Source organism: Nocardia sp. NPDC003979, from assembly GCF_053605015.1.
In genome coordinates, this window is the sequence record NZ_JBSGIJ010000002.1 from 226,402 (window position 1) to 240,031 (window position 13,630).

The following is a 13,630-nucleotide window of genomic DNA, read 5'->3' on the forward strand; positions in this document are numbered from 1 at the left end:
CGGGTGCGGTCGTCGATGAGGGGCCCGCGTCGGTGTGGCGCGCGGTCCCCTGCTGGCCCGGCGTGGTCACGACGTGCGGCTGTCCGCGGGCACGTGGGGACGGCTGCTGATCCGCTTGATGTAGCTGGTGATGTTGTCGACGGTCTCGGCCAGCGAATCGCCACCGAACTTCTCCAGCGCGGCCTGCGCCACGACCAGCGCCACCATCGATTCGGCGACGACGGCGGCGGCGGGCACCGCGCACACATCGGAGCGCTGGTGGATGGCGACAGCTTCCTCGCCGGTGGACATGTCGACGGTCGACAGCGCCCGCGGCACCGTCGAGATCGGCTTCATCGCCGCACGCACGCGCAGCGCCTCACCGTTGGTCATGCCGCCTTCCAGACCGCCCGCGCGGTTGGTCGAGCGCAGCACACCGTCGGGACCGGGACGCATCTCGTCGTGGGCCTGGCTGCCGCGCCGGCGCGCGGTCTCGAAACCGTCGCCGACCTCGACACCCTTGATTGCCTGAATACCCATGAGCGCTGCGGCGAGTCGCGAGTCGAGCCGCTGCTCGCCACTGGTGAACGAGCCGAGTCCGATGGGCAGCCCGTCGATGATCACCTCGACGACCCCACCGAGGGTGTCGCCGTCCTTCTTGGCCGCCTCGATCTCGGCGATCATCGCCGCCTCGGCCTCGGCATCGAACGCGCGCACCGGGCTGGCGTCGACGGCTTCGAGATCCTGGGGGCCGGGCACGACGCCGGTGGTGTTCGCGGCGGCGCCGATCGACACGACGTGCGAGATCACCTCGACGCCGAAGGCCTGGCGCAGGAAGTTGCGGGCAACGGTGCCCGCCGCCACACGAGCGGCGGTCTCCCGGGCGCTGGCTCGCTCCAGCACCGGGCGTGCGTCGTCGAAACCGTACTTGAGCATGCCGGAGTAGTCGGCGTGTCCGGGGCGCGGACGGGTGAGGGGGGCATTGCGCGCCATGCCTTCCAGCGCCGCCGCGTCGACGGGATCGGCCGACATCACCTCGGTCCACTTGGGCCACTCGGAATTGGCGACCTCGATCGCGACCGGACCACCCATGGTCCGCCCGTGGCGCACGCCACCGACCAGGGTGACCTTGTCGGCCTCGAACTTCATCCGGGCGCCGCGCCCGTAGCCGAGCCGACGGCGCGCGAGCTGTGCGGAGACATCGTCCGATGTCACCTCGACTCCGGCGACCATCCCTTCCAGGAGGGCGACGAGAGCGGGACCATGGGATTCTCCGGCAGTTATCCAGCGCAACACGCCGACCATCTTCCCATGTCGGCGCCCGTGGTCGGGCACGTGGTCCGCAGTGACGAGCGGCACGCCGGTGGTGTGCCTGCTCGCACGGCCACCGGACCGTCGTGCCGGTGCCGTGCGGACGGCCTCGCGATTCGGCGCGTCGGCGTCGCCGTCATGCCAGTGCCATCGCCGTCACCGTGGCCAGGCACATCGCCGGACCGTGAGGTACCACCCTGCGTGCAGTCACCTGGCGCGCGCTCTCGACGGCGCGTCCCGATACCGACCGCAACCAGTGCCTACCCAGCACAACAGCCGCCGCCACTGCGGTGAGCAGTGGCGCCGCGACAGCCGCCCACGTCCACGCGGGTGGGCCTGCCAGCGCGGCCGCGGCGCCCAGCGCGATCGCCAGCTTCACATCACCGGCGCCGAGCGCGGCGGGCGCGATCAGATGGGTCACCAGGTAGGGCATGGTCAGCAGGGCGGCACCGATCAGTGCCGTGGTCAATTGCCCGGTGTACCAGGCGAACCCGAAGACGGCGACCGCACCCGCGCCGGTGAGCGCGTTGGGCAGGCGGCGGGCATGGACATCGATCACGCCGAGGAGCAGACACCAGGCGATGAGCAGGCAGAACGCGGCAGTAGTCATGTGTCGATCGTGCTGGCCCGAGCGGCGGCGATCGAGACCTCTCCGCCGAATGTGGACAACTTTCGCGCATGTGGACAGCCCTATCTCCAGAACTGCTGTCGCACACGGACTCCGCCGAGGTCGGCGCGGGAAAAGCCGGTGCCACGCCCGGAACCGAAGATGGCGCACTCGATGCCCACGTGTCCGTGGTTCGGCGGTAGCGTTGACTCATGTGTGCTGACTACACGGGTCCCGACCACGCGGCACGGCGCGGCGCCCTGCGGAGCTTGCTGGTGGAGAACGGCGTCGACGCGCTGCTCGTGACCGATCTGGTCAATATCCGCTATCTCACCGGCTTCACCGGCTCCAACGCCGTCCTGCTCGTGCACTCGTGGGATATGCGTGGCGCCGAGGACCGCACCGTCATCGGCACCGACGGCCGCTACGCCACCCAGGTTGCCGAGCAGACCCCCGATCTCCGTGCCGAGATCTCGCGCGCCACCGCCCGGCGCATCCTCGACCTGGCAGGCGAGTGGCAACTCGGCCGCGTCGGCTTCGAGAGCCACGTGGTGACCGTCGCCGAGCACGAGTCCTACGGCGAGCTGCGCACCGGGCTGCAGCTCGTGCCGACCTCCGGCCTGGTCGAGCAGCTGCGCATGGTCAAGGACGACTACGAGGTCGAGCAGTTGCGGGCCGCGTGCGCCGCCGCCGACGCCGGGCTGGCGTCCCTGCTGGAGCGTGGCCTGCTGCGGCCAGGCCGCACCGAACGTCAGGTGGCGCGCGACCTCGAATGGGCCATGTTCGAGCACGGCGCCGAGGCCGTCTCGTTCGAGACCATCGTGGCCGCGGGCGTCAATTCGGCCGTGCCGCACCACCGGCCCACGGGCGCGGTCCTGGCCACGGGCGACTTCGTGAAACTCGACTTCGGCGCGGTCGTCGACGGCTACCACTCCGACATGACGCGCACGCTCGTCCTCGGTGAACCGGCCGGCTGGCAGCGCGAGATCTACGAGCTGGTCGCCCGCTCCCAGCAAGCGGGACGGGAAGCACTGAAACCCGGTGCCAAGACCGCGGAGGTCGATGCCGCCGCCCGCGTGGTCATCGAGGACGCGGGCTACGGCGCGCAGTTCGTGCACGGCCTCGGACACGGCGTCGGGCTGCAGATCCACGAAGCGCCCGGAGTGGCCAAAACGAGTACCGGTACACTTCTGGCAGGCGTGGCGGTGACCGTCGAACCAGGTGTGTACCTTCCCGGCCGCGGCGGGGTCCGGATCGAGGACACGCTCGTGGTGCGCGAAGGGGGCCCGGAACTGCTCACCCTCACCAGCAAGAACCTGACCGTCGTCGAGTGACGACGGCGTCCCCAGAGACACGCAGTAACGAACGAGGAGATCCGAAGACAGTGGCGGACACCAGCGACTTCAAGAACGGCCTTGTGCTGAAGATCGACGGTCAGCTTCAGCAGATCGTCGAATTCCAGCACGTGAAGCCGGGTAAGGGCCCCGCCTTCGTGCGGACCAAGCTGAAGAACGTCGTGTCCGGCAAGGTCGTCGACAAGACCTTCAACGCGGGTGTCAAGGTCGAGACCGCCACGGTCGACCGTCGTGACATGACCTACCTGTACCACGACGGCTCCGACTACATCTTCATGGACGGCGAGACCTACGACCAGATCTCCATCCCGGAGGCCACCATCGGTCAGGGTGCGCGCTTCCTGCTGGAGAACATGGGCGTGCAGGTCGCCGTGCACGAGGACGCGCCGCTGTTCGTGGAGCTCCCGGTGACCATCGAGCTGCTCGTGCAGCACACCGACATCGGTCTGCAGGGCGACCGCTCCACCGGCGGCACCAAGCCCGCCACCCTGGAAACCGGCGCCGAGGTGCAGGTCCCGCTGTTCATCAACACCGGTGACAAGCTGAAGATCGACTCGCGCGACGGCAGCTACCTCGGCCGCGTCAACGCCTGATCGTGGCGGACTCCCCGGCAGACAAGAAGGGCTCGTACAAGAAGCTCGGTGCGCGCCACAAGGCGCGTCGCCGTGCCGTGGACATGCTGTTCGAGGCGGAGGCGCGTGACGTCGACGTCTCCGATCTGCTGGCCGAGCGGGCCGAGCTCGCGACCCGCGATCAGAGCGTGGCCCCTGTGCACCCGTACACCAACACCCTCGTCGAGGGCGTCGCCGACGACCTCGACCGGGTGGACGGCACCATCGAGTCCTACCTGCAGGACTGGACCCTGACGCGGCTGCCCGCCGTGGACCGGGCCATCCTGCGGATCGCGGTGTGGGAGCTGTTCCACGCCACCGACGTGCCCCCGGTCGTCGCGGTCGACGAGGCCGTGGAGCTGGCCAAGGAGCTGTCCACCGACGATTCCCCGTCGTTCGTGAACGGTGTGCTCGGCCAGGTCGTGCAGGTGGCGCCGCAGGTGCGGGCCGCCGCGGCCGCGACACGGGCACCTCGGCAGGAACCGGAGGCCTGAGCGTGGTCAAGTACCTGGTGATGGCCCGGCGCACGCCCGGGTTCGACGCCTCGGTCATCGAGCCGCACCGCGAATTCCTGCGTGACCTGCTCGCGAAAGGCCGGCTGCAGGAGAGCGGTGGATTCAGCGACGGCACCGGCGGCGCCTATGTGGTGCTGGCCGAAAACCTCGACGCCGCAACCACCATCGTGCACTCCGATCCACTACACACCATGGGTGCTTCGGAACTGACCATTCACGAATGGACGATCACCGTCTCCGCGTGATCCCGTTCCGCCCACAGCCGCGCGCTCGAACGAGCGTGCGGCTGTTCGTCGTTCGGGCCGTGGTCCGACGGCCTCCGCCGGTGGGTGTACGAGGAAACCGGCGGAGGCGCGGCCGCGCGGGGTAGCGCGGTGTCGGGTGTGCGTGGGCACCCGATGATCCTGCAACCTCGAGTGCGCTCGAGGTCAAGAGGTCAGCGGCGGGCGTGGACGAGGGGTGCCAGGAAGCTTTCGATCTGTGCCCCCGACGGCTGGCCGAGACGCCTGCCCAGATAGTCGGGTGCATCGCCCGCCGCGCGGCAGCGGTCGGGGTCGGTGTTGGCCGGGTCGTTGGAGTAACGCTCGCCGAGCATCGTCGCCTTGGCGACTTCGCGTCCGGTGCGCAGCTCGTAGACGGTCACCTCGTAGGTGGCGCGGAACAGGTTGACCGTGCGGCCCACCGGTGCGCCGGGCGAGGGCGCGTACTGGCAGGTCTGGACGAGGTCGCGCAGCTCCAGCTGCTTCATGCAGGCGATGAGCTGCACCGATGACGGGTCGGTCGGGCGCCACGCGCTCGAATCCTCCGGTCGGACCATGCTCGTGAGATGGCCGGAGAGATAGATCGGCGCCACATCGCCGCGCTGGTAGGGGGCGGCGTTCGGGAACGGTTTCTTGTCCGGCCCACACATGCGGTCGTAGTCCGACATCTCGAACCGGCTCGCCTGCACCGCTGTGATGGCGAAGAACCCGGCCCCGAACAAGAAGATGAACAGGATCAAGCCGAGCCCCGCACCGATCTTCGGCAGACTCCTGCCGCGCTCCGCACGCTCGCGGACAGGGCGGTTCTGCCAGCGCTCACGCAGTGACGGTCCGCTCGGCCCGGTGCGCTGGAGCGATCCGGTGCGCCGGAAGTCGCGCCGGCGACGGCGCAGCGACGGACGCCGCGCGGGTTGCTCGTGGCCGACCCAATCGGTCCAGTTACCCGGATTCGACGAGTGCGTGTCGGTGCTCGACGGGGTGCTCCAGGAAGCGGCGGCCGCACCGGACGACCAGCTTTCGCCGCGTGGCGTCCGGGAATCGGCCGTGCGGGAATCATCGTGTCGCTCATCAGGTTCCACGGTCGTACTCGAATCGTGCATCGGCTCGGGCGCGGGTGGAAGGCGCTCCGGTGCACCGCTGTCGCTCTTGCTCAGCGAGATGACGTGGCCGGAATCGTGGTCGTCGTCATCCCTTCGCCCGTCAGCCGGTTCTACGGTTTCGCCGCGGAGGGGCGGTGCACTGGAGCGTGCCGTGGTGCGCTCAGGGGACGCCGGATCAGCTGATACCTCAGGCGAATTCGGCACCTGAGCGCTCGTCACCACGTCATCGGGTGGCCCCGCACCAACCGGTGCCGATTCCTGTTCGGCAGGGGTGGTCCTGGTCGCGGTGGAGGTCGATGCGGGCGCCGACCGATGCGGCCGGTTCGCCAGCCGGTCGATCGCCGCCAAGAACGCGGGCGTAGGCGACTGACCCGCCACCACCGGATCATGACGAGTCGCCTCGACCTTCTCGTCCTCGGAATGCGTTGCCGCCGAGCCGGACAGTGAACCTAGCTCCGCCGGAGACGCGGGCGCCGCGGGCCTGCTGGTGGCTGCCGCTTCGAGTTCGTCCGGGAACCCCTGCGCCGTCAGGCCGTCGGTCGAGGGCAGCAGGTGGCCGAGATTGAGGGCCGTGAACACCCGCGCGACGTCCTCGACGCTGAGCCGAACGGTTCGCCCGATCTCGGCTTCGAAATAGTCGTGCAACGCGGTGAAGTCGTCGCGGTCGACGATCACCGCGCGGTACCCGTCGGCGATGCGTGTCTCTTCGATGGTGATCTGGGCGCCCGGCTGGGGGACCAGTGCGATGACCGCGTTCACCCAGCCGAAGATCCCGGACTGCTGCAGCAGGCTTTTCGCCGCGAACACCTGCCTGCGCACCTGCACGAACGGGTTCGGCACGCGCGCGGCGTGATACAGCGCCGCCGGGGCGCCGTCGATGGTCCACGGTCCGTTCGGTGGGGTGGCGAGGGTGCCTTCCTGGCGGGTGGTGAAACCCTTGACTTCCAGGATGGTCACGGTCTGCGGGGTGCATACCAGCGCGTCGACCTCGACCGACCCGCCCCGGTTCTCCGGCACATGGCAACGGAAGACCGCGACGCCACCGGCCCGGAATGCCTCGTCGCGGATCGCCGCACCGACGATCTGTTCCGCGCCTTCGAGTTCGGTCTCGTCCGCGACAACGACGATCACCACGACCCCCTGAGCACCCGACTGCGGACCCCTACCAGAATACGGCCTCCCCGTGCCGTTCCGAATCCCGTTGCCGAGCAACGTGTTCGGTAAGAATGATTACCCATCTCACCACGGCGCGCTTCCGGGTGGCCGTGGGTCGTCGCCCGCCGGACGTGCCCAGGTGAGTGGGGGTGTGGTGACCTGGCCCGCGACGAGCACCAACCCGGTCGGCCGGTCGACGGCGAGGAATCCGAAGGGCCGATCGATGTTCACCGAGGTGATCGTCGCCCAGTTCCGTTGTGGAAGGCCGCCGAGGCTCACCGCGACCGCGGTCACCGCGGCCGCCTCGAAACCCGCGGCGTCGAACCGTGCGATCACATTCTGCGCCGCGGCTTCGACGGCGAGCGGGAACGAGCTGATGCCCGGGAAATGCCCTCGCGAAGAGTCACGCGCGGCGCAGAGGCCGAACAGCGCGGCGTGGTCGAGAAGATCGTGGTGTGCGGCGATGTCGAAGGGAGGGAGCGTCAGGACAACAGAGTCGCCGTCGACGGTCTCACGCCGTTCGACGGTCAGACAGGGCGCAGTCGTTCCCAGCGAAAGGTCCGACGTCGCGGGCAGGGATCCGTCGAGTGCCGCTATACCCGCCTCCACGGCATGGCGAGGGTCGGCACCGATCAGGAGATGAACGTCCAGCTCCCCACGACCGGCGACGATCACCCTGGTGACGTCCGAACCGAGAACGGAGACACTGCCGTCGGGGTAGCTGCTCCGGTACAGCCCGGTGCCGCGATGCCCCTGCCAGGGACCGGTTTCGGGCATCCACAGAATCTCGTCGAACGGCATGACCCACTTGGTCCGTGCCAGCAGGGCTGTGGCCAGTGCGAATACGGTCGAAGGCGAGATCGGCACCGGGAATTTCCCGATCAACCCGCCGGTCTGCTCCCGCGCCCAAGCATCCAGTGCCGCAGGATCACCCAGCTCGCCCACGGTTCCGGCCGGCATACTCGCGATCCACTCCGGGCGCACAGGCAGACCCGCCTTCGCCCATGCGCCGATCGCCGTCGACACCTCCCGGGAATCGCCGAGGGATTTCAGCATCGCCAGCCCGGCCGCATGCGCCTCGTCGGCCGGAATGCCCAGGGCAGCGGCCAATTCGGTCCTGGCCGGTCCCTGCGCCGCACCCGCGAGTACGGCGAGCAACGGCCACAGCCCGGCCGCCGACACCGCCGTGTTCGTGCCCCCGAAGGTGGTGCACCACCGCGCCGTGAGCTCGTTGGCCGAGCGGACGTGTGGCATCAGCAAACTCCCCATGGGCGCCGATCTTACGACCAACCACCGACATCTCGCCGTCTTCCCACGGCGGCACAGCCGATCAGTCGCGCACGATCCCCAGCCAGACATAGTCCCTGGCCCGGGTCACCGCGACGAACTGCTGACGCATCAGCAGGTCGTAGCGTTCCTGCTCCGCATCGGTGCGCGGTGGTGGCGTGGGCTGGGTGAACGGGTGGATCACCGCCTGGAAGTCCAGGCCCTTCGCCCGGTACACGGTGCCGACCTTGACGCCGCTGTCGGTATCGGCGCAGCGGTAGTCGAGAAGCTCCTGTGCCGCGATGCCCCATTCGCGCAGCGTGCGCAGGACGGCGTCGGCCTCGGCGTTGGTGATCGTGATGACGGCGGTGTCCGACAGCGAGATCCCCTCGGCGACAATGCGATCGAGCTGGCGCCGAAGGTGGCCGGGCAGTTCGGCGCTGGTGCAGGTGATCTGTTCGGCGTATCCGTCGGGCAGGGCGGCATCGGTGAGGTCGAGGCTGTGCCGGTCCGGGGTGTCGATATCGTCGACCGGGCAGGCACCGTCCAGGCTCGCGGCCAGTTTCAGAATCGCGTGCCGGTTGCGGTAGTTCTTGGTGAGCTTCTCGCTGCGACCGACGATATTGATGTCGGCGTCGATGAAACGCCAACCGCCCGCGTAGATCTGCTGCTGGCGGTCGCCGACGAACAACAGCGAATTCGGTTCGTCGCCGGTGAGCGCGTGCACCAGGCGCACTCCCTGCAGGGTCATGTCCTGCATTTCGTCGACAACGACCATCGCGTACGGCCGCGGCAACGGATTGGTGCGCAGTTCGTCGAGCGCGGCGGTGATGACGTCGTTGCCGTCGTAGCACTGCCGTTCGGAGCGGATCCGCTCGTACTCCACGTACAGATTCCACACGTGTACGCGCTGGCTGGTGCGCAACGCGACGCGCCTGCCCCGGCGGTCCAGCCCGTCGTAGGCGTCGAAACCCGCCTCGGTGGGCGGTAGGCCCCGGCCTTTGATCACCCGATCGATCTCCTCGCGCCAGTAACGGGGATCGGGAGCGGCGTTGGTGAGCGGGCTCGAGCGGCCGACCTTGGCCCACGCGCGATTGAACGCGGTCTCGGTGCGGCGCAGTTCCATCTTGCGGTGGATACCGCGTTCGGCGAGGAAGTCCTGCGCCCAGGAGTGCAGGTTGACGAATTCCGCGCGACCCACCGTCGGCAGCAGGCGGGCGAACGCGGATTCCTGGCACGGCGGCAGGTTCTTCACCAGTGTGGTGAACAGCAGCGGTCCCGTGCTGCGGCGCGCCCGGTGCGCCATCCGGTGCAGCGCAAGCACTGTCTTGCCGGATCCGGCCGGGCCGACGATGCGGGCAGGCCCGTTGTGGTTGCGGGTCACCAGGGCGAGCTGATCGGGATCGAGGAACGACAGCCAGGTCGGGAACGGTTTGCGCAGCGCACCGGTCAGATGGTCGGTGCGCAGCGACTCCACGTCGAGCAGGCCGTCGGACTCGGTGGGCGCCTGCTCCGGTTCCACGCGGGGCACCGCCCGGTAGTCGGAGTTGCGTCGCGCGGTGTGTTCGGCGAGCGCACCGGCCAGCCGGGCGGGCATCACGGGCTTGCGACTCAGCAACGACCGAACCGTGGCATCGGTGCACACCACGAACCGTCCGTCCGCGCCCGTGTGCCTGCCCGGTGGCAGTACGAACACCAATTCGACGGTCTCGCGCACGAATTCGTTGCCGTTCGGCCCGATCTTCACACCGGTGAACATCTGCTCGGCTTGTGCGCGCAACCGCCGGATCTGCGCCTCACCGGGCAGCTCGTCCACCACGTTGACCGCGAAAACCCCACCGGGCCCGATGATCACCGCATCACAGCGCCCCGCGGGTGCGGGCTGCCGACGATGCAGCAGCAGCCGCCACCGCTGCCGTCCCGCCAGCAGCACCGACGTGTAGACGCCACGCGACCGCCCCGGCATTTCGTCGACGGTCTCGGCGAGCGCCTCCTCGGCCCGCACCCGCAGAACCTCATGATCATTGCTGGAAACCATCACGCCACCCCACTGTTCCGCGCACTCCAACGCCCCTCCAGTATCGTCCGATACCCAAGTAACAGAACGCATTTCGGAGCAAGAGGTGACCATGGACCCACACCCGACCGGTCGGATCGGCGACCGCTGATTCACGGCCGCAACAACACACTGCCCATCGCGACACGATCCTCGAGCATCCGATGCGCCTTCGCGGCGTCGGCCACCGGGAGTACCGCGTCCACCACCGGAACCAGCCGCCCCTGCGCCGCGGCGTCCAGCGCCGCCGCGCCGTGTGCGGCCACCGTGCCCAACCATGCCGGGCCCGCGCACCCGGTGAGCGTGAGCCCACGCAGGATCAGCTCCGCGGCCGTGACCTGCGCCGGGGCTCCGGCGAGCCACCCGTAGCTGAGGATTCGGCCGCGCAGCGGGGTGACGAGGTCGAGCACGGGTGTCAGCGAGTCGCCGCCGATCGAGTCGAAGACGACGCCGAGGGTGTCGTCGCCGAGCAGTGCCGGTAGTTGCCGCGCCCAGTCCGGTGCGTTGTGGTCGACGACCTCGTGCGCACCGTTGGCGCGGGCCAGTTCGGCCTTCGCGGGGCCGCCCGCGGTGGCGATCACCCGCAGTCCCGCCGCGGCGCACAATCGGGTGAGGCTCGCACCCACTCCGGTCGCCGCTGCCTCGACGAGCACGGTCTCACCTGTGCTCGGCGCCGCGGTGTCGAACAGCGCGGTCGCCACCGACCCAGCCATCAGGATCGCCGCGGCGGCGTCCAGTTCGAGACCGGCCGGGACGGCGGTGACCGAATCTGCCGACACCGCGACATATTCGGCATACGACCCGTATCCGGGTGTGGAGACGACCACCCGTGAGCCGACGATCCCTTGATCTACGTCGGCACCGACCTCGACCACGGTGCCCGCTGCCTGGAACCCGAACACCGCGGGAAGTCGCGCGGGAAACGGGAAGGCTCCCGACCGCATCAGGGTCTCCGGGTAGAGCACCGGGATGGCCTCGATTCGGACGAGCACCTCACCCGTCGCTGGTCGTGGGGTGTCGACTTCCTCGGCGACCAGGACTTCGGGCGCGCCGACGGTGGTCATTACGATTGCTTGCAACGGAAACTCCATAAGTTGACTGACGGTCCAGTTCTCTTGGTGAGAGACGATATGGACCGTCGGTCAACTTTGTCAACGGATCGGCATGTGCCGAGGAAATGAGTGCGATGGGCGAGGGCCGTCGGGTCGAACGAGCCGATGCCGCGCGCAACCGGCGGGCAATTCTCGAGGCGACCATGGCGCTGCTCGACGAACACGGCGCCGCCGGGGTGACCATGGACCGGGTCGCGGCGGCGGCAGGGGTCGGGAAGGGCACCATCTTCCATCGCTTCGGTAGCCGCTCCGGCCTGCTCTACGAACTCATCGCGGAGGGGGCGACCGAGCTCATGACGCGGGTTCTCGACGGCCCGCCGCCGCTGGGACCCGGCGCGCCCGCCGGCGACCGGTTGCTCGCGTTCTTCGATGCGATGACCTGCCTGGTGACCGATCATGTAGAGCTGATCGCCGCGTACCGCGCGATGCCGCCGCATCCGCGCACCGAGGAGTTCCACGCGTTCTGGGCCGAGCACATCAGCACGCTCCTCCGGGAGGTCAGGCCTGATCTCGACGCCGAAACCGTTGGTGCGCTGCTGCTTTCGTCGATCGGTGGCGACCTCGCCCAGCAGATGGCCAGGGCAGGGGAGGTCGCGCGGCTACGGGCGGCCGTTCAGGACATGGTCCGCTCGGTGCTGAACACGCCCCGGTGACGAGCCGTCGGCGGCGGTTCAGCGGACGCCGCGGGGGCGGAACTGGATGCTGATGCGTGGACCGACCGGACGTGCGGTCTTGGGAACGGCGTGTTCCCAGGTGCGCTGACACGCGCCGCCCATGACGAGCAGATCGCCGTGACCTGCGGTGAAGCGGACGCTGGCGCCGCCGCCTCGGGGCCGTAGGAGCAGGGCGCGCGGGGCGCCGACGGAGACGATCGCCACCATGGTGTCGTGGGTGGCGCCACGGCCGATGGTGTCGCCGTGCCAGGCGACGCTGTCGCGACCGTCGCGGTAGAAGCACAGCCCCGCGGTCCGGAAGGGTTCGCCCAGTTCGGGCAGGTAGTGCTCGGTGAGGGCGTCGCGGGCCTCGACCAGCACCCGATCCGGCAGGGGATCGTGTTCGCCGAAGAAGGAGATCAGGCGCGGCACGTCGACCACCCGGTCGTACATCGGCCTGCGTTCGGCGTGCCAGGGCACCCGCTCGGCGAGTCGATCGAACACCTCGCTCGCCCCGCTCAGCCATCCGGGCGCGACATCGACCCAGGCGGTGGCGTCGAGCTGGGTCCGCCGGAGAGCGTCCAGCGAACCCAGCGCAATCGCCTCACCGTCGAACAGTGAACCTTGCAGGGGCATCGACATGACCGCCATTCTAGCGTGCATTCGAACGTATGTTCGCATTCCGGCCGGCCGGGATTCCGTACGCCAGTGCGGGTGATCGGTGCTCCCGCGAGGTCCTATGTCCCGGCGAGTGCGGCGACCACCGGGGCGAACCGTTCGGCGAAATCGGCGCCGACGACGATGTAGGAGAAGCCTGCTTCCTCGCGGCGGCGCTGGATTTCGTCGATGGCGGCGGCGGGGTCTTCGGGGAGGACGGTCAGGGCGTCGGCGGCGCGGAGTGCGGCGGGATCGGTCGCGGGGTGGGCCATGTGCGGGGCGACGGTGTCGCCGATCACCGGGACGGCCAGGGCCAGCTCGGGGCCGTTGGCGGTGCGGAATTCGCGCGTCAGCCGTTCGACCTGGTTTCGGGGTCGATCGTCGAGCGGGAAGGTGACCGTGTCGGCGATCTCGGCCGCCAGGGCCCGCGCCTTCGGGCCGGACACCGCCATCGCCACCGGGGTGCGCCGGTCCGGGCCGTCGAGTTCGCGCAGCCGGTCGACGGCTTCCCGGATGTGGGCCAGGCGTTCACCCGGCGGAACGATCGGCAAGCCTTTGTCCCGCAACTCGTCCTCGATGCCACCGCGGCCGGTGCCGATTCCCATCTCGAACCGGCCGTCCGTCAGGAGCGACAGCGAATGCGCTTCCCAGGCCGTCAGCCACGGCGGGCGCAGGGGAGAGGCATACACCCAGGTCCCGACGCGCAGGTCTGTCAGTGCGGCAGCGGTGGCGAGCATGGGCGCCGGCGCCGGTTGCGTGAGCGGGAAATCGGCCACCAACAGGGTCGAATATCCGAGTCCGGCGATCCGCCGAACTCGCTCCCGCCACACCTGCGCCTCACTCCTGAGCGGAGCGACGACCCCGAACCGAAACTTCCTGACCATCGGCGAACACCTCTCTGTCGACATCTGACGCATGTTCCGACGACGACCCCGCCCGAAATTCATCGCCGACTCGCTCGTGCGACTGCCCGACCGGGGACTTCGGTGCGCT

13 protein-coding genes are annotated in these 13,630 nt (G+C 69.2%); 5 read left to right on the forward strand and 8 right to left on the reverse strand.

Annotation, left to right across the window (positions count from 1 at the left end; all coding sequences use genetic code 11):
- Positions 1 to 66: 66 nt before the first annotated feature.
- Both aroC and ACWEVR_RS04645 read right to left on the reverse strand, forming a co-directional pair.
- On the reverse strand, positions 67 to 1,275 hold the full coding sequence (aroC, locus tag ACWEVR_RS04640) for a chorismate synthase (RefSeq protein ID WP_452465832.1): 1,209 nt from the start codon (positions 1,273 to 1,275) through the stop codon (positions 67 to 69).
- Between the two features lie 151 nt (positions 1,276 to 1,426).
- The gene (locus ACWEVR_RS04645) at positions 1,427 to 1,900 is read right to left on the reverse strand and encodes a prepilin peptidase (protein WP_452465833.1); all 474 of its coding nucleotides are present in this window, start codon (positions 1,898 to 1,900) and stop codon (positions 1,427 to 1,429) included.
- A 209-nt stretch (positions 1,901 to 2,109) separates the two neighbouring features.
- On the opposite strand from ACWEVR_RS04645, the gene ACWEVR_RS04650 reads away from it, so the two are divergent.
- Genes ACWEVR_RS04650 through ACWEVR_RS04665 form a run of 4 tightly spaced genes read left to right on the forward strand, consistent with a single transcriptional unit; the run spans position 2,110 to position 4,623 of the window.
- Positions 2,110 to 3,231 carry a M24 family metallopeptidase gene (locus tag ACWEVR_RS04650; RefSeq protein ID WP_452465834.1) on the forward strand — a complete coding sequence of 374 codons (1,122 nt, stop codon included), beginning with the start codon at positions 2,110 to 2,112 and terminating at the stop codon, positions 3,229 to 3,231.
- Between the two features lie 50 nt (positions 3,232 to 3,281).
- Positions 3,282 to 3,845: an elongation factor P gene (gene efp / locus ACWEVR_RS04655; RefSeq protein ID WP_067493585.1), complete on the forward strand. Its 564-nt coding sequence runs from the start codon at positions 3,282 to 3,284 to the stop codon at positions 3,843 to 3,845.
- A gap of 2 nt (positions 3,846 to 3,847) precedes the next feature.
- Entirely contained in the window at positions 3,848 to 4,357 is a 510-nt protein-coding gene (gene nusB, locus ACWEVR_RS04660) for a transcription antitermination factor NusB (protein WP_067636094.1), read from the forward strand.
- 2 nt (positions 4,358 to 4,359) lie between these two features.
- Positions 4,360 to 4,623, forward strand: coding sequence for a YciI family protein (locus ACWEVR_RS04665; protein WP_452465835.1), 264 nt, complete (start codon positions 4,360 to 4,362; stop codon positions 4,621 to 4,623).
- 191 nt (positions 4,624 to 4,814) lie between these two features.
- On the opposite strand, the gene ACWEVR_RS04670 is transcribed toward ACWEVR_RS04665, so the two are convergent.
- From ACWEVR_RS04670 to ACWEVR_RS04685, 4 genes are all read right to left on the reverse strand, one after another.
- Positions 4,815 to 6,869 (reverse strand): NERD domain-containing protein, encoded by a 2,055-nt coding sequence (locus ACWEVR_RS04670; protein ID WP_452465836.1) that lies wholly within the window; start codon positions 6,867 to 6,869, stop codon positions 4,815 to 4,817.
- A 108-nt stretch (positions 6,870 to 6,977) separates the two neighbouring features.
- Positions 6,978 to 8,162 (reverse strand): serpin family protein, encoded by a 1,185-nt coding sequence (locus tag ACWEVR_RS04675; protein WP_452465837.1) that lies wholly within the window; start codon positions 8,160 to 8,162, stop codon positions 6,978 to 6,980.
- Positions 8,163 to 8,223: 61 nt separating this feature from the next.
- The gene (locus tag ACWEVR_RS04680) at positions 8,224 to 10,197 is read right to left on the reverse strand and encodes a UvrD-helicase domain-containing protein (protein WP_452465838.1); all 1,974 of its coding nucleotides are present in this window, start codon (positions 10,195 to 10,197) and stop codon (positions 8,224 to 8,226) included.
- 131 nt (positions 10,198 to 10,328) lie between these two features.
- Positions 10,329 to 11,294 carry a quinone oxidoreductase family protein gene (locus tag ACWEVR_RS04685; protein ID WP_452465839.1) on the reverse strand — a complete coding sequence of 322 codons (966 nt, stop codon included), beginning with the start codon at positions 11,292 to 11,294 and terminating at the stop codon, positions 10,329 to 10,331.
- Positions 11,295 to 11,401: 107 nt separating this feature from the next.
- Here ACWEVR_RS04685 and ACWEVR_RS04690 point away from each other — a divergent pair, with 107 nt between their 5' ends.
- On the forward strand, positions 11,402 to 11,980 hold the full coding sequence (locus ACWEVR_RS04690) for a TetR/AcrR family transcriptional regulator (RefSeq protein WP_452465840.1): 579 nt from the start codon (positions 11,402 to 11,404) through the stop codon (positions 11,978 to 11,980).
- A gap of 18 nt (positions 11,981 to 11,998) precedes the next feature.
- Here ACWEVR_RS04690 and ACWEVR_RS04695 read toward each other — a convergent pair whose 3' ends face one another.
- Both ACWEVR_RS04695 and ACWEVR_RS04700 read right to left on the reverse strand, forming a co-directional pair.
- Positions 11,999 to 12,622, reverse strand: a complete 624-nt coding sequence (locus ACWEVR_RS04695) for an alpha-ketoglutarate-dependent dioxygenase AlkB (protein WP_067636602.1) — start codon at positions 12,620 to 12,622, stop codon at positions 11,999 to 12,001.
- A gap of 95 nt (positions 12,623 to 12,717) precedes the next feature.
- Positions 12,718 to 13,521 (reverse strand): LLM class flavin-dependent oxidoreductase, encoded by an 804-nt coding sequence (locus ACWEVR_RS04700; RefSeq protein WP_452465841.1) that lies wholly within the window; start codon positions 13,519 to 13,521, stop codon positions 12,718 to 12,720.
- Positions 13,522 to 13,630 lie beyond the last annotated feature (109 nt).